Annotated in this window: 14 protein-coding genes; 8 read left to right on the forward strand and 6 right to left on the reverse strand. The window is 50.7% G+C overall.

Annotated features, from left to right (window positions below; translation table 11 throughout):
• Positions 1 to 112 precede the first annotated feature (112 nt).
• The 6 genes from ACA056_RS19450 to ACA056_RS19475 all read left to right on the forward strand — a co-directional run bounded on the left by ACA056_RS19450 (position 113) and on the right by ACA056_RS19475 (position 5,817).
• Positions 113 to 904, forward strand: coding sequence for a CPBP family glutamic-type intramembrane protease (locus ACA056_RS19450; RefSeq protein ID WP_497267014.1), 792 nt, complete (start codon positions 113 to 115; stop codon positions 902 to 904).
• Positions 905 to 1,141: 237 nt separating this feature from the next.
• A complete protein-coding gene (locus tag ACA056_RS19455) occupies positions 1,142 to 1,933 on the forward strand; it encodes an ABC transporter permease (RefSeq protein ID WP_497267016.1) in 792 nt (263 codons plus the stop codon).
• Between the two features lie 13 nt (positions 1,934 to 1,946).
• On the forward strand, positions 1,947 to 2,600 hold the full coding sequence (locus ACA056_RS19460) for an ABC transporter ATP-binding protein (protein WP_497267018.1): 654 nt from the start codon (positions 1,947 to 1,949) through the stop codon (positions 2,598 to 2,600).
• A 48-nt stretch (positions 2,601 to 2,648) separates the two neighbouring features.
• Positions 2,649 to 3,755, forward strand: coding sequence for a KpsE/RkpR family capsule polysaccharide export protein (locus ACA056_RS19465; RefSeq protein ID WP_497267020.1), 1,107 nt, complete (start codon positions 2,649 to 2,651; stop codon positions 3,753 to 3,755).
• Positions 3,756 to 3,795: 40 nt separating this feature from the next.
• The gene (locus ACA056_RS19470) at positions 3,796 to 4,875 is read left to right on the forward strand and encodes a polysaccharide biosynthesis/export family protein (RefSeq protein ID WP_497273571.1); all 1,080 of its coding nucleotides are present in this window, start codon (positions 3,796 to 3,798) and stop codon (positions 4,873 to 4,875) included.
• A 153-nt stretch (positions 4,876 to 5,028) separates the two neighbouring features.
• Complete coding sequence (locus ACA056_RS19475) at positions 5,029 to 5,817, forward strand: YqiA/YcfP family alpha/beta fold hydrolase (protein WP_497267022.1); 789 nt, start codon at positions 5,029 to 5,031, stop codon at positions 5,815 to 5,817.
• A gap of 157 nt (positions 5,818 to 5,974) precedes the next feature.
• Here the strand turns inward: ACA056_RS19475 and ACA056_RS19480 are convergent, their stop codons facing one another.
• From ACA056_RS19480 to ACA056_RS19505, 6 genes are all read right to left on the reverse strand, one after another.
• Positions 5,975 to 6,997, reverse strand: coding sequence for an SGNH/GDSL hydrolase family protein (locus ACA056_RS19480; RefSeq protein ID WP_497267024.1), 1,023 nt, complete (start codon positions 6,995 to 6,997; stop codon positions 5,975 to 5,977).
• A gap of 240 nt (positions 6,998 to 7,237) precedes the next feature.
• The gene (locus tag ACA056_RS19485; RefSeq protein ID WP_497267026.1) at positions 7,238 to 8,164 is read right to left on the reverse strand and encodes an FkbM family methyltransferase; all 927 of its coding nucleotides are present in this window, start codon (positions 8,162 to 8,164) and stop codon (positions 7,238 to 7,240) included.
• Positions 8,161 to 8,841: a 6-hydroxymethylpterin diphosphokinase MptE-like protein gene (locus tag ACA056_RS19490; RefSeq protein ID WP_497267028.1), complete on the reverse strand. Its 681-nt coding sequence runs from the start codon at positions 8,839 to 8,841 to the stop codon at positions 8,161 to 8,163. The genes ACA056_RS19485 and ACA056_RS19490 overlap by 4 nt, the downstream gene beginning before the upstream one ends.
• Positions 8,828 to 9,793 carry a glycosyltransferase family protein gene (locus ACA056_RS19495; protein ID WP_497267030.1) on the reverse strand — a complete coding sequence of 322 codons (966 nt, stop codon included), beginning with the start codon at positions 9,791 to 9,793 and terminating at the stop codon, positions 8,828 to 8,830. The genes ACA056_RS19490 and ACA056_RS19495 overlap by 14 nt, the downstream gene beginning before the upstream one ends.
• Positions 9,777 to 11,942 carry a glycosyltransferase gene (locus ACA056_RS19500; RefSeq protein ID WP_497267032.1) on the reverse strand — a complete coding sequence of 722 codons (2,166 nt, stop codon included), beginning with the start codon at positions 11,940 to 11,942 and terminating at the stop codon, positions 9,777 to 9,779. Before ACA056_RS19500 ends, ACA056_RS19495 begins: the two co-directional genes overlap by 17 nt.
• Before the next feature lie 198 nt (positions 11,943 to 12,140).
• Positions 12,141 to 13,076, reverse strand: a complete 936-nt coding sequence (locus ACA056_RS19505) for a KpsF/GutQ family sugar-phosphate isomerase (RefSeq protein WP_497267034.1) — start codon at positions 13,074 to 13,076, stop codon at positions 12,141 to 12,143.
• A 267-nt stretch (positions 13,077 to 13,343) separates the two neighbouring features.
• On the opposite strand from ACA056_RS19505, the gene ACA056_RS19510 reads away from it, so the two are divergent.
• Together ACA056_RS19510 and ACA056_RS19515 are read left to right on the forward strand one after the other, a co-directional pair.
• A complete protein-coding gene (locus tag ACA056_RS19510) occupies positions 13,344 to 14,429 on the forward strand; it encodes a phosphotransferase family protein (RefSeq protein ID WP_497267036.1) in 1,086 nt (361 codons plus the stop codon).
• Between the two features lie 145 nt (positions 14,430 to 14,574).
• Entirely contained in the window at positions 14,575 to 16,608 is a 2,034-nt protein-coding gene (locus ACA056_RS19515) for a capsule polysaccharide biogenesis protein (RefSeq protein WP_497267038.1), read from the forward strand.
• Positions 16,609 to 16,623: the final 15 nt, after the last annotated feature.

The following is a 16,623-nucleotide window of genomic DNA, read 5'->3' on the forward strand; positions in this document are numbered from 1 at the left end:
CTAAGCACTCCATCTTAAGGAAAAATATCAGTGCGCCAATTGCTGACTCGCGGGTATATCTGCCTAAATGCCCCACATTAGGTAGCGATGCCAGTCAATAAGGATGACCCTGATGCTCGTACTGCTCTGGCCGTACCTGACACTACTTTCTGCCGGCTATGTCCTCGCACTCACCTACGGGCAACTGACCGTCCAGGCAAGCATCGCTATCATCCTGCTGCTGCTCGCTGCTTTCGCCGTCCAGCAACAAAACTACCGCTTCGCTCGTTACCTCGGCCACACACTGTTCATCCTCCTGGCACTCGTCTTGGCATTCCATAGATGGCCGGGTTTTTACAATGCCAAAATGATCGTCCAGGAGCGCTTTACCGAGGGCGCCGTGCCGTTCTCGATGAACCTGAATCTGGACAAACCGCTGATTGGCTTCTGGCTGTTACTGGTGTGCCCATGGATCGTCGGCCGACACTCGTTGATGACGACGTTAAAAATAAGCGCTATTGCCTTGAGCCTGACGGCACTCGCCACGCTGGGAGGAGCCTGGCTGCTCGGGATCGTCGAGTGGGCACCGAAATGGCCGGATCAAGCCTGGCTCTGGACGAACAATAATCTTCTGCTGGTGACGCTGGTGGAAGAAGCGCTGTTTCGCGGCTATATCCAGGGTGGCCTGAGCCGACGCTTCAAAAATCTGCCCTACGGCGAAAACCTGGCACTGCTACTCGCTTCGTTGTTGTTCGGCCTGGCGCATCTTGGCGCTGGCTGGCAATGGGTGGTGCTGGCAAGTCTAGCGGGTGCTGGCTATGGCTTAGCCTATCGATTTGGCGGTTTGGGTGCTGCTATCGCGACCCACTTCGGTTTGAATCTGCTGCACTTTGGATTGTTCACTTACCCTATGCTCGCCAGCTAAAACAGCCTCGATGTTGAGCAAACTGATCAAGTCTTCAGCCTCGGCCAAAATGCCGCCAAAAAGGGCAAAATCAACTGCTCAGTGGTAGGGAACTAAGTGGCTTGACTCCTGTCGCCTACAGCGTTTAACCTCCCGCCCCACGAATGGAAGCGATCTGTCCTACATCGACAGATAGTCCTCTGAAAATGAATTCAAGCAACGCGTTTATCGCGCCGTTGTGCTGTGCGGTAACTACTCTTGAAGCCTCGCTCCTCCCTGCAGATCAAAAAATCCGTCATCTTTGCCCTGGTGCTGCGCGAAGCGCGCGCGCGTATCGGTGAAAGTCGATTGGGCGCGGTGTGGATGCTGCTTGAGCCGATTTGTCACCTGTTGATTCTCAGCGTGTTGTTCTCTTTGATTCGCGGCAGAAGCGTGGCAGGCCTGGACTTTCCTGTATTCGTGTTGGTGGGCCTCGCGCCTTTTCTACTGTTTCGCAACATTGCGCTGCGTCTGATGGACAGCCCCCGGGAAAACCGTTCGCTGTTTGCCTACAAACAGATCAAGCCACTCGACACTTTCATAGCCCGCGCACTCGTAGAGTTCAGTATTTCCGCCACGGTCTACGCCATTCTGGTGTTCGGCTTCGCCTGGTACGGCTTCGATATGTCGATCAAGGCCCCCATCCAATGGATACTGACCATCTTGCTGGGGGTGCTGTTTGCCTTTGGCCTGGGCATGCTGCTCTCCCTGATCGCACACGCCATTCCCGGCAGCAAGTTGTTCATCCGCATGATGTTCTTCCCGCTGTACTTCATCTCCGGAGTACTGATCCCGGCAGCCTATCTGCCACACGCGATGCTGCCGCTGTTGCTGCTCAATCCATTCCTGCATCTGCTGGAACTGATCCGCGCCGAGATCTTTCCTTACTACGTGCCGGTCGATGGCGTCTCACTCCATTACGTCGTTGCCGTCACCCTGGTTCTACTGTTTGTGTCGCTTGGCACCTACCGGGTTCGTCGACTGCATTTGATCTCCACCAAGAACGGCTAACCGCAGGCTTCCCGTGTTCGAGCTCAGAAACATCACCAAGTCGTACCTGACCCCAAAAGGCCGTCGTCACGTTTTCCGCGATTTGTCGCTAAAAATTCCGGCAGGGAAAAACATCGGCCTGATCGGTCGTAACGGGGCTGGCAAATCCACCCTCATGCGCTTGTTGGGTGGCGCCGATATGCCCGACTCCGGGACCGTTGCCACAGACAAAAGCATCTCCTGGCCCGTGGGTTTGTCTGGCGGCTTTCAGGGCAGCATGACCGGCCGCGAGAACATCAAGTTCGTCGCCCGCGTCTACGGCGCCGTGGGTGAAGCCATGCGCCAGAAAGTCCGCTATGTCGAAGACTTCGCCGAGATCGGCACCTGGATCGACGAGCCCGTCAAAACCTACTCATCGGGCATGCGCTCGCGCCTGGCTTTCGGCCTGAGCATGGCGTTCGACTTTGACTACTACCTGATTGACGAAGTCATGTCCGTGGGCGACGCACACTTCAAACGCAAGTGCGCCGAAGTCTTCGAAGAGCGACTGCAGAAGTCCAAGGTTGTGCTGGTCTCGCACAACATGAATGAAATTCAAAAACTCTGCGATGTCGTGCTGCTGGTGCGAGATGGCGGAGTGCAGATCTATGACGATGTCGCCGAAGGCATCAAGGCCTACAACACCTGATCGCCCTGACCATGGCGTGATTGTTTTATTTCAAGGATGCGTGTGCATATGAGCAGTACGGGTAAATTCAAGGGCTGGCGCCTGACTCTGGGGTTGATCGTGGTACCGCTGGCACTGGCCATCGTTTACTACAACTTCTTTGCCGTGGACCGCTATGTCAGTTCCGCGCAAGTCGTGGTTCGTCAGGAAGGCAGCAACCCTGGAGCTCAACTACCAGGTCTCGGCATGCTGCTCAGTGGTACTAACCCGGCATCCCGGGAAGAAACGCTGTACTTGCGCGAATACATCGTATCGATGGACATGATGCAACTGCTGGAAGATCGCCTGCACTGGGTTGAGCAATACACCGCACAACGCAATGACCCGTTCTTCTGGCTGAAGGCGGATACACCGCGAGAAGACCTGCTTGAATACTACAAGCGCATGGTCTCCGCTCACTACGACGAGACGACCGGCCTGCTCAAGGTTGAAGTACAGGCCTTCAGCCCTGAACTGGCCGAGCAAATGGTCAAGACCATTCTTGAAGCCAGTGAACACTTCGTGAACGAAGTCTCCCACAGCATCGCCCGCGAGCAGATGCGCTTCGCCCACGGCGAACTGGAAAGCGCGAAGAAGAACTACACCAAACGCAAAGAAGAGCTGCTGCGCTTCCAGAACGTGAACAAGGTACTGGACGGCAAAAGCTCTGCTCAGGGCCGTGCAAGCATTATCGACACACTGGAAGGCGAGTACTCCAAAGAGCGCGCCGTGCTGACCGAGATGCTCTACAAACTTCGTCAAGACTCTCCGCAAGTCAAACAGCAACAGCAGCGGGTCAATGCCATTCGCGAGCAACTGGCGACTGAAAAACGTTTGTTGGTGTCAGCTCCCGATGGAGACCAACTCAACGTGGTGGCCTCGCGCTTCCAGCAATTGATGCTGGACGCCGGCATCGCCGAAGAAACCTACAAAACCGCCGTCGCTGCACTGGATAACGCACGAATCGAAGCCAGCAAGAAGATTCGCACGCTGGTCACCGTGGTCACCCCTAATACTCCGCAGCTGGCCCTTTACCCAGAGCGCTTGTACAACCTGGCGACCATTTTCCTGGCACTGCTGCTGCTGTACGGCATTACTCGCTTCCTAATTGCATCGATCGAGGATCATCGTGATTAAATCCATTTCCAACCTGCCCCTTCGCCCCCTGAATTTGAGCATGCGAAACAGCGCAGTTGCGGGTTTGATGCTGGTGACTCTGACATTGGCAGGTTGCGGCGGCACCCTGTCCGGTGCTGGCCCCTACAAAGGCACCATTGAAAACAAGAACACCGCCTATGACCTGGTAGACATCAACGCAAACACAATTGCACCGTTCATGCGCTCACCGTCCAAGCCAGTCAAGGCAACCATTACCAGCCCAATGGCACAAAGCGTCCGCCTGATGGGCGGTGATGTGATTAGCGTGCTGATTACCGATAACGCCCCGGAAGGCTCCAGTCTGTTTGCGCCCCTCTCCACTGGCGGCACCCAACTTAAAGTGCGCATCGACTCGCAGGGCATGATTTCCCTGCCCTATGTCGGTCATCAGTTCGTAGCGGGCATGACCCTGATCCAGGTTGAAGACTTGATCCGACAAAAGCTCAAGGGCGTAACTTCCGACGTACAAGTGCACGTTGATCTGGTTGGCGACCTTTCCGGCTCCGTACTCGTTGCCGGGGCGGTGAAAGCTCCAGGGCGTTTTTCCACCCTGCAAGGACCGCTGACCCTTCTTGACGCCATCAACCAGGCTGGCGGTCCGCTCCTGGAGCCGCACCTGGTTAATGTCACTGTGCGCAATGGCGATCAGGCCAACACCTTCAACTACGAAGAAATACTTGCCGGCAATAACTTTGCCCTGAAACCCAACTCGGAAGTTGTTCTGGACCGCTCACGCCAGCGCTTCGTGGCAATGGGCGCCGTGGGCGAGCCTGGCTTGCACGATCTGCCGTCCCAAAATGCAAGCCTGCTCGATGCGTTGGGCTCCGTCGGAGGGCTGAAAGAGACCAGTGCGAACCCTCAAGGGGTCTTCGTGTTTCGAATGGGTGACTCCAGCCCGAAACAACCCGCAAAACCAATCGTCATGCGTATCGACATGCGTGATCCGGCAGCCATTTTTTATGCGCGCCAAGTCATGCTCAAACCTGACGATACGATTTATGTGACCAATGCTGCTGTCTATGAATGGCAAAAGATCATTGGCCCCATCGTACAGACCCTCCTACTTGGACGTGCAGTTGGTGTGAGCCCTACGAACTGACAATCAGCCCCTCGACGACTGTCGCCTCAACCGTAACGAGGCGACAGATGATCACACTCATCCGAACCAATTCCCCTCGTGGATACTCCCGCTCCAGGTACTTGTTGGTACCGTACCGCCATTGTTAATAGCCCACCCCAATGAGTGCCTCAGATGGAAGCCATCAGCAGCAAAACTGTCCCCTCTTTAATCGTTAGTCAATCTGCTGAGGATTGTGCAGAAACCAGCACCGGCAATGAGAGCGTCTCACCACCCTCTAATGTAGAAAGTGCTTTTCAACGATTTGCACATAAAGCCACTGGCATCGATGCACTTGTTATGTGCGGCAACAATCCAAAAAGAGCAGTGATCTCTTTCACGAGTATGAACCCGGGGAAATATGAGCGCTGGTCATGGTTCTACAATAGACATAAGGAGGGATGCGAAGATCTATACATTATCTTCAGGGACAATGACCACCGCTACTACATAGGCAGCGACACAGCCCCAACACAAGTCCGCTACCACAAATTCATTAGCGAACACCTACAGAAGCACAACCTCACAAGTAAAGACACGTTTTTGGTAGGCAGCTCCATGGGTGGGTATGCCGCACTCTATTTTGGCTTTTGGATGGATGTTGCAGGGGTAATTGTTACCAATCCTCAAGTTGACTACCAGAGTTCGCGCAGACATTCCTTACAAAACTGGGAGCGCCAGATTCGCGAAGCAGGTACGAACTGGGTTGATCTTAACGATTTTATTTATAGATTCCCATCCAAACCCAAGCTCTACATAGAGCATGGCGATTACCCGGCAGATGCAGCAGCAGCACAAAAGCTTTTCTCAACACTTGACGACTTGAAGCTTACATATACGCGCTGTTATGTAGGCGGCGATCATAGCTCGACAAATATGAACGCACATTCACTATTTAAAATCATTGATTTCTGGGGACAATAATTTAAATCTGTCTGCCGCAGGCCGCAACACGGATTAATCATGCACACCAGAGTCTCAGACACATGGATTGCTTACCCCTTGACCGCCCCTACCCGCCAATCTTGCATTTTATAAAAAATGCCAAGTAACTTACACACCCCTTGGCATTTACAATAGCTCAAACCTTCTTGATCACTTCAAGCGCAATGTTACTTACACTAACAAAGCACTCCTCATCAAAAACCCTGAGACCAACACGAAGTTGTTGCACATTGTCAGGTAGAATAATCGGTATGGAAAACTGCTGCCTGCAATCTGCAATCAGATCTACATAGAAATGCCATCCAGACGACCTGGAAAAGGAATATTTGTGCTCAGTGGAGAATATTGGCTCCTGATCAAACTCTACTTGAACCACTAAAGCTTTGTGTTTTCTGACCGATTTGGCCGTGCAGTCGATGTTAAGCGAAACAATATAACCTGACTGACCTTCACTTGGGAGTTCTTGCGACGCCAACCAGTGTAGATCTAAATGATTTAAACCAAACTCACTCACACTTAAAGACCGAGAAAAACTCACTGTCTCTTCAGTCAACAACGAATTCTTTATACGATCGAATATACTTTTAGCGGCTACAGAGGCCCCTATATGACTAACATGAAGCTTGTCGTAGTAATAAATATCATTCTTCATGATCAACTTATCTAAATCGACAAGCTCAACAGATTCATTTGCCGCAAAGACCCGAACCCTGGAATTTATAAGCTTTAAATCTTCGTTACTTTGAATCTCAGGATAAGTACAAACATACAACTTTATACCGTGAAGCTTACAGATAAAACTTACAACCTTCAGGTTGTCGACCAACTGATCTATATTTTCGCTTACGGATGATTTTGTCCAACTTTCACTTAAGTCTTCCGGAACAATATTTCCATGAAACTTACTGCGATTGCTGTAGCCACACTCATACCTTAACGCCGCAAGATCATTTGACGATGTAACAAACACAACTGCTTTCGGTGCATGATAAACAACTTTATTCAACAAAAGATTAGTTGCATTTAAATTGGTAGTACCTGAAACACCAGCATTTAAAACCTGATAGTCATACCCATTCGCCAAAAGCATTCTTTCTAGCTGCGAAGCTATTCTTTTATCCTCGTCAATATAAAGATTCTCCACAAATGAATCGCCCATCAAGACTATTGTCCGAGGCGAGCATTGGTGGGTACCACTGACGATGTATCCATTCTCATCCGTCCGAACGACGTAAGCAGTATTCTTATCGAGCCGCGGCCGATCATTCAAATACGACTCATCGGGAGTGTAAGTTTTGTGAATGTTTGGCTGAAATTCTTTTAGTCTTATTTGTCGCTTTGACATTGTCACACTCTCGAAATTGCAAACTTCCACTAACGACTGACAACAAGCTGCATATTAATTGAGCTCGATAATCTCAAACCCTGGAAGCAGGTTCAGCAGTTCACTGCCACTTTTCACACTTATAAATGTATTGTAATCCGGCGGATCTACAGAAACCGGCGGCGATACATGCTGCACAAGCTTCATTGAAGATTCGGATATTTTGTAGTACTTGTATCCAAGCGAACTGAAAAAAACAATAATATCATCGGTCTTCGCGGTAGGCAAAAGCTCACATATTATATCCGGCAAATATCTACCAATTGCCTTTCGTGCCCCCTTCATTATTAGATGCTCGGCTCCCTCTGCATCTATTTTTATTAACCCAACACCAGGAATTGCATTTGACTCAATGAAGGAATCAAGGGTAAGGGATCTGACTCTTTTTGACTCGTGAGGGGCACGCGTACAAGCATCAGGAACCATTGAAGATCCCGACACCAAAATATCCTGACCGGAATATATAAGTAAATCTATTTCCGAATCGCTATCTGATACAGCAAAATTAAAACAATTTATATTCGCGGCAGAATTAGCAGCTTTGTTTATCAAGAGCCTTGAGTACACTCGATCCAATGCTTCAACTGCGTAGATTTTAGATTTAGGACTGGCTTTGGATGCGGCGAGAGAATAAACACCAGAATAAGCACCAACGTCAAAAATGCTCACACTTCTTCGCGCCAATGCAGTCCACAATTTCAGGCTAGTACTTTCATACGCATCAATGCCTCTCCAGAAGTAAGCTTGCGCGACAAAATCGTCATTACTACTAAACATCGTAAAAGACGGCACACCAGAAATTTCTACATCAACAAAACCATAATAAGGCGATACTTTCGGATTTACCAACTGCTCCAATACATTCTGCGGCAAGTTATTTATGTACTGAAGTGCATTTTTTAAAGCGATTGCTCCTGCATTTTTTGAGTTTATGACATTCATGCGAAAGCATCACTTGATGTTACCGCCTGGGCAAAAGGCTCATATTCGATATAGGGCCGAAGAAACGACATCTCGCTGCAACTGACCAGTCTCTTGCCCTCACTTTCAAGCAGATTACTGGCGTTCACAATATTCCATATTTGAACACTAGTAAAACTATCTTCCAACTGCGGATTAGTTTCTGTATAAAATCTTGGCGACTCTACCTGATACCTTAGGTCGCACCCCAACAGGTATATATCGGATACACCTAAATAATAGGCCAGTTGAATCGCAAGCATCGTGGTCGTACAGCCAAAAAAATAACCAGCATGGAGATTTTTTGAGAAGCCGTCGCGCTGCAAGGCCGGAATGTAGTAAGTAGGGTTAGCCAACTCGCTGTGGTCTAGCTCTTTCAGCTCAGACCTGAGCACTCGAACTGTTTCTGGGTGAAGAGCTGTTGTCGCCAGATGCTTTTTTTCAGGATGGGCTATAAAGCGCGTATCAGATAATACATAGTAATTGGAATGGAAATTATGGCTAGCCTCCAGCAAAGTGGATGCATTCATTCCAATGGTCAACTCCCCCTTGAGAACAGAGAGATCTTCCTTCGCAATAGAAGGTCCATTTGCCAAAATAAAGGCGCGTCGCCCGGCCTCTTTATTTTTCAACGATTTGATGCTGTTAAATAATTTCATATGCTTTATCAAAGACCGTTGCCATTTTTTCTGGGGTAAGGTGGGCTTTAAAAAATTCGAAACTTTGCTCTTGGAGTTCAGCGGTTTTCTGCCAGTCATTGGCAAGATCTTCTAGCAAACCCGCAATACTTTCTCCGGTCGCATAGACGAACGGGGGAAACAGTCCGTCCGTGAAGTTCGAAAACACGGCTTTACAAAAAAAATCAGCCCTGTTAATGGTAACGTTGCCTGCTGCCAATCCCTCGATTGAAACCTGATGAAAACCGCCTGTGGCTATTTCATCAATGGTAACGTGACACGTCTTTCGCATAGCCATCAACGTTTTCGGCGCAACCGGTTCCGCGGGAATGATTGCTTCGATTTTTCCTAACTTCACAAGAGCATCTATAGCAACATCGAGCTTTTCAACGTACTTATTATTCCATCTACCAGGGCGCAGATGAGTAGGACTAAAAATCACACGAAGCTTTTGATTTTTTTGTCTTGGAGAAAAACTTGGAACATCATGGACTATGTTCGGTACGAAGATATGATCCTTATGAATCCTTGGCTGAAACTGCCCTACTACCAAATTGGCACTGAAGGGTAGATTGATTTCAGCATGCCTAGGCAAATATAGAGGCCCCTCTCTTAGCGGTGAATGCGCCTGATAGAAGTAACGCGCATTCTGATTACTATTTATCAAGCGCTCCGCCCATGCATCCGGTATATCATTATGCACATGTATAATGTCAGCCGCGTGAATAGCCGCATCAATTAGCGGCTTGGTAAACTCATTCTCTAGAATATATTCTTCTATGAATTTTCCAGCCAACGGTCCCTTGACCGGATAGTCATTCAGCGCCACCGCTATCGAGTCATGACCATTCAATCTTTGCGCAAGAGCAATTTTCGAAGGTGCTGCGACCAAAGGTGTCTGTGAAACATGAACAATCTTATACTTCTTTGACATCAAAAAGCCCCCCATCCATCAAACAAGCTTCAATCAGGTTCGTGGCGGGATGACCCGCTTCTACTGCTTCGCAAAGACTTCGATAACGCATGTAAGTCGACTCAAGCACTGCAATGCCCACGATTGAATTCGATGTTTTTTCGTAGATATCCATCATCGTTTTCGAATTTGTATAATCCGTCTTCCTTATTTTCAGGATTCCTTGGTGATGACGCTCGTCAAAATCAACGAAATCCACCTTATCGAAGGCAGATATCCCGCGAATATGCAAAGGCAACAACATATCGCGCTTTTTCGGAAAACCTTCTTGCAGAATTCGCCGCATAGCCAACGATATACCATCTACCGTTTCTATTTTAATAACACGCCTTAGCTTATTATTTTTTACATCTACAGCGTCCGTTGAAATAACACCATCTACAGAGTCTGGGTCGACAGACAAATCGTTGCGTGTTTTTATCAAGATTATCTTTTGTTCTACACCTGCATAACGCAGCGCGTTGCATACATTACTTGGGGCATTCAGCAAGAGAATAAAATTCAACAGAGATAGACTATTTTTATTCTTTACATCTATCCGATTTACAATTGACAAAGCCGATTGAGCTTCAGAAACATTAAACCTCCCAAACTTCATTCTTGAAGAATTCACATACTTAAAATCTTCAAATTGGTTGAGATCATCAATAATTTTTTGCACCAACGATTCATCTTCGAATTCGTGATGCATAAACGCGGTGGAGTAACCCGCTGGCTTCGACTCACTGACCCTAACTTCAATCCGCCCAGTTTGCTCTATAACAGTGCAATAGTCTCTGGACGGGACCAGGGCATTTGAATCCAAAACTACGCTCGGGCCAATTAAAGGCCCAGCAATCAAATCACTTACCGATGGGAGAACCATGAAGTCGGGGTGATCTTTAAACTCTTCTCTTAGCGCCATCAGCTTTTTTAGTTTGCGCTCAGAAATTTTCCTGCGCAAATACTTCGCTTCCGTCGAGTCTCGAAAAAAAGCGACCGGATGGAAAATTAATTTTTGAGTTTTCCTGACAAGTGTAGAGCTTTTCTTTTTTTTCATTTGTTCCTGCTGGCTTTGAACCAAGTCCTTTAGATAATTCTCTATGTTTACGTCGGGGCGGCGAATAATATTTTTTTTATTATCATTCTCAGCCAATAGCTGTGTTGTTCCTTCACGAAAGGCCTGGTTTAATTTGTCAGATACATTACCCTGATCTTTCCACGGTGTTTTCAGAGCACCTTCAATCTTCGATACGAACGATGCAATATCACCTGAGGGCACGGAAACCAAATTTGAGCCACCATCAAAATACTCCACCGCCCCCAAGTGCTGCCACAGTATTACTTTGCAACGAAATGCCAAGGCTTCTATGGCCACCATAGAGGCTGTTTCAAAAATACTAGGAACTATGACCACCGTTGAAAGTGAGTAAATCTCACTTTTCTGCATCAATCGACCATCAAAGAACGTTATATTTTTAAAACTATTCAGAACCGTACTGTCCGTGGGAGGACATACAATCGCGAACCGTAAGTGCGGAAGCCTGGAAATTATTTCTACCAGAGACAATATCCCCTTAAGCCGCTGAAATCGTCCGACGAAAGTCACATCAAATTTTTGTACATGATTCGTCGTAACAATTACCTTCGGTGCGGGATTAGGATAGGCATATGGAATTTTATTAAATTTGAATAGCGCACAACTGGCAAAATACGAAGCCCATGATGGAGAACTCAGATATCGAGCGCGTGATATTTCCTTTTGCTCTTTGCCAACAGCAGATTGGCAATAAGGCATACCCTGAACTGCCGCACCGAGACTTCTTGAACAATGCAACCGTATATGTATGGGATATGCTTCCGGCACCAAAAATGTAGCAGCGAGAGACTCGGGCGCCTCAATGCACATTATATTTTTTCTGAAACCCAGAATCTCAGCTTTCACTCTTATTCGAAAAGCCTCGATGGTTTCGAAGCTGCCGATCTGAATGACTCCCACCTCTAGCCCTAGCGCGGTTAATTGCTCCCCCGCCAAGCGGACATAGGCCGTGACGCCGCTGTCCGCTCGATTGAAAGGATCAACAAATAAGTAAATTCCGCCACTAGAGTTTGCCACTTGAAATCCTTTCATCAATTAGGTAACCGTTGTCACCTTATAATTACCCATGCAAACGTCTTTTAGTTGAATTACTAGAACGAACTACAGGCTCCCTGACCTAATCCACATCCTCATGTTAATGAAGTCGTTTGAAGCGGCGTATACGACCCACCTCCATAACGCAAACCTTCATTGGTCCAAAGGCTTGATCTAGGGTCGCAAGCAGAATGCTCAGTCAAAAATCTCCACAACCCCCACAACCTCATCACTCCCATCAGCCGTAACCGGCAACGCCCGAATCTTGTGATCCAGCATATAAGCCTCAGCCTCAGACAACTGAGCCGAAGCCTTCACCGTATGCGGGTTCGGCGTCAGGAAGGTCGCCACGGTTTCATTCACAACACCCGGATTGCTCAGCAGCGCACGGCGCAGGTCGCCGTCGGTGACGATGCCGATCAGTTTGTCTTGCTCCATCACCAGGGCCAGGCCCAAACGGCTGGAGGTCATGACCAGCAAGCAATCGTGGAACGAGGTGTCACGGGTTACTTTCGGCAAACCGGTGTGCATGACGTCGCTGACGCGGGTCAGCAGTTTGCGACCGAGGCTGCCGCCGGGGTGGTAGCGGGCGAAGTCCATCGGTTTGAAGTCCAGCGCGGCGATCAGTGCGACGGCGAGTGCGTCGCCCATGGCCATGGTGGCGAGGGTCGAGGTGGTTGGCGCCAGGTTGTTTGGGCAAACTTCGCGCTCGACGGAGATATCCAGCCAGATGTCGGCGTGTTTGGCCAGGGTCGATTGGCCGTTGCCGGTCATGGCGATGATCTTGTTGCCGAAGGACTTCAGGCTCGGGATCAGCTTGATGACTTCTTCGGTTTCGCCGCTGTAGGAAATCAGGATCAGCACGTCGCTCGGCTTGAGCATGCCGAGATCACCATGAAAGGCTTCGGCAGGATGCAGGAACAAGCTCGGGGTGCCGGTGGAGGCGAAGGTTGCGACCATTTTCTGGCCGATCAGCCCGGATTTACCCATGCCGCAGACCGCAGCGCGCCCCTTGCAACCGAGGATGAGTTCTACGGCGCGCTGGAACTCGCCATCGAGACGCTCTGCGAGTTGGCTAATGGCTTGTGCCTGGGCGCAGAGCGCATCTTTTGCGATTGGAAGGTGATTCATGGGGACGCTATCGTTCCTTGATTTGAGTGGCGCGTATGTTAACGGCTGAGTCGTCAGCAGGAAACGTTGGCGTGTGGGCTTTTCCGAATAATGCGTAGGAAATTTCGTCACCTCTGTTGTCATCCTGACCGCAAGCATGGCAATGCGTGGGTGGAATCCGTACTATCGCGCCTCCTCTGTTCGGCTGTTACGGAGGGTGGCAAGGACACTGCGCCCTTCACTTGTGTGTCAGGCCAGAAACAGGATGGATGTTTACAGTTGGAACGCATGAGCACCAAATCGAATACCGAAACATCAGTCAGCGGCAGGCATGCGTTCTGGTTAAGCCACGCCACCCTGGAAAAACGCTTGGGCTTTCTTTTGCCGGCGTACCGGGCGGACGGATTCAGCATCACCACCACTGATTTGGCGTCTAACGCTTCTTTCGTCAATTACGTCCGCCATCATCAACTGACAGACCTCGACACCGGAGCAACACTGGATGTCGTCGAGAAGTCGATTCGCAAAGTCGCGTTTATCACCAGTCTGGAGTCGCGTTTCTATCGAGAGCGGGATGTCCTGGCCGACAGTGTCCATTTCAAGCACCCCGCGTGCCTGGGTGTTATCGAAACGCCCTGGGAAAGCCTGATTTTTACCGATTACGTGCAAGGGCGAGCACCTCGAATGGCGGATATTGCCGTGAACGTGGCACGTGGGATTGCCGAAATCGAAACCTTGTCCAGTCTGCACGTGCAGCGGACTTCGCGGTGGCAAGCGCACAGGTTCTGGACCATGGATTTCTTTCGCCCCTGGTACCTCTTGAGGTCACGTTTTAATTTCGAGCGCTTTTTACCTTCCGTGGAAAAGCTGGCCAAACAGGATGACCACTTCATAGGGCTGGCCGATCGATTGCGGGCCTTGAGTCCAGCACTGCGCCGAGTGGCTGCTGAGGCCAGGAACAGCCATCGCTGCTTTTGCCATATGGACTATTTGCGCAAGAATCTCTTCCTCTCGCCCCAGGGGTTACAGTTGATCGACTGGAGCGAAGTCAAGGTCGGGCGAATTGGTTTCGATGGGGGCGCGTACCTGAGCGCGATCTTTCGGCGGAATGATTTGCCGGGGTTTCTGAAAATCCGCGATGAATTTCTGAAGGCTTATGTCGAAGCTCTGGATGAGCGATTCGACCGCCAGACGGCGATGCTCAACCTCAACTATATTTTCCTGCTGAACGCACTGTGGCACTGCTTGCGGCCAGAGACGATTGCCGAATACCAGAAAAAAGAAAAAATGCCCCTTTTACGGGCAAAGTACGACTATCTGCTGACGCTCCTACCTGCTTCCTGCACCGATCCTCGCGCGACAGTAGATTTGTAGGAAAATTCCCACAAATCTTCTATTTAACCAGTCCGTTTGTATTATCATTCGCGCCTCATTTTGGAAGAGCGTTGCCTGACGCGCTTTGTACTTTTTGCGCGTCTCGCACCCGAGTGCGTCCCCTACGGATATCCGCTGTTTTTTTATGGACAATGACCTCCTGAATCGGCCGTGCTTGCTGGTGCTGTCTAAAGGCGCTCAGCAAGTCACCACCCTGCCCGCCCTGTTGCCCGACTATCGATTGCTGCCTGGTTCGACGCGTGATGTCGCTCAGGCCGATGTGTTGCTGGCGTGGGGTCGCAAGCCAAGCGCCCTGGTCGCGCAACGGGAAGCGCAAAAAGCCGGTCTGCCTGTGTTGTCGGTAGAGGACGGTTTTTTGCGTTCGGTGGGCCTTGGTGCGGATGAGCCGCCGTTGTCGCTGATCGTCGATGACCTTGGCATTTATTTCGATGCCGAGACGCCGTCGCGCCTTGAAGTATTGATCCCGACAGCCTTGAGTGAAGCTCAAATTCTCCGCGCCCAGGCCTTGCAGGCGAGCTGGCGAGAAGAGCGCGTTTCCAAGTACAACAACGCCCGCATCGAGGCCTGCCCGTTGCCACAACCTTGCGTGCTGGTCGCTGACCAGACCAAGGGTGATGCCTCACTTCAGGGCGCCGGTGATGCTGATTTCGAGCGCATGCTCCAGGCTGCACTCGATGAGCATCCTCAGAGCACGGTGGTCGTCAAGGTTCATCCGGATGTCGTGGAAGGTCGCAAGCAGGGTCACTTTGATTTGGCTGCGCTGAGCAAGCGACCGCGCGTTCAGGTGATCAGCCGCAATGTTCATCCGGCCGAGTTACTGAGCGAAGTTCAGGCCGTGTACGTGATGACCTCGCAACTGGGTTTCGACGCGTTGCTGTGGGACGTGCCGGTACGAACTTTCGGCATGCCGTTTTATGCCGGTTGGGGTTTGACCCGGGATGCGCTGCCCGCGCCGATGCGTCGTCAACCGGTCAGCCTTGAACAGTTACTGCATGCGGCGCTGGTTGAATACCCGCGTTATGTCGACCCGGAATCCGGTCAGGCCTGTGAGCCTGAAGTGGTGCTGGCCTGGCTGGGTCTGCAACGACGGATGCGCAGTCGCTTGCCGGAACAGCTGCACATGTTTGGTTTTTCCAGATGGAAGCAGCCGCTGGTCACGGATTTTTTCAACGGTTCATCCATCCGTTTTGCCAAGCGTTCCGGTCATTTGAAAAAAGCCGGGGCAGTTGTGACGTGGGGCTGCGCCCATGACTCGGCCATGACCAGGCTTACCCACGGCAACCATGCAGGAAGAGTCGAAGACGGATTCCTGCGTTCAGTTGGCCTAGGCGCAAACAAGACTCGCCCACTGTCCTGGGTCTTCGACGACCTCGGCATCTACTACGACGCTACCCGCCCCTCGCGTCTGGAACACAACTTGCAGAACGATCCATGCAGCCCTGCCCTGCTCCATCGGGCAGGTGCTTTGCGGGAAGCGATTTGTGCGGCCGGCGTCACCAAGTACAACCTCCCCGGCACGCAGTGGAAACGGCCTGCCGGCGTGAGCAAGGTGATTCTGGTGCCGGGTCAGGTTGAGTCCGATGCCTCGATTCGCTACGGCGCTCACCGCATACGCCGCAACCTCGATTTGTTGCGAGCGGTGCGCGAGCGCCATCCGCAGGCATGGCTGCTCTACAAGCCGCATCCGGAAGTCGTGGCCGGTACACGCAAGCGCGGTGAAGACGAAGAGCTGACCGCCGACTGGTGCAACCAGGTGGTGGGCGACGTGCCCTTTCACCAGTTGCTGCAGGAAGTGGATGAAGTCCATGTACTGACCTCCCAGTCCGGCTTCGAAGCTTTGCTACGCGGGATACCGGTCACCACGTATGGCCAGCCGTTTTATGCCGGATGGGGTTTAACCACGGATGAGGGCATGCACCCTGACGTTCAGGCGCGTCGCAGCAGACGGTTGAGTCTGGACGAACTGGTGGCCGGCACCCTGATCAACTACCCGATTTATGTAAGCCGCATCACTCAAAAATTTACGACACCTGAACGAACTCTATTGGAACTGCAGAACTGGCATGAAGTACCAGCACAAGGAAGGAAGCCAAGATGGCGCGAAGTGATTCAACGTTTACTCCCCAGCGCTTTGAGAACATCGCAAAAGAACAGTTGAACCCCGCTGGTACTG

The organism is Pseudomonas sp. LBUM1666, assembly GCF_059695775.1.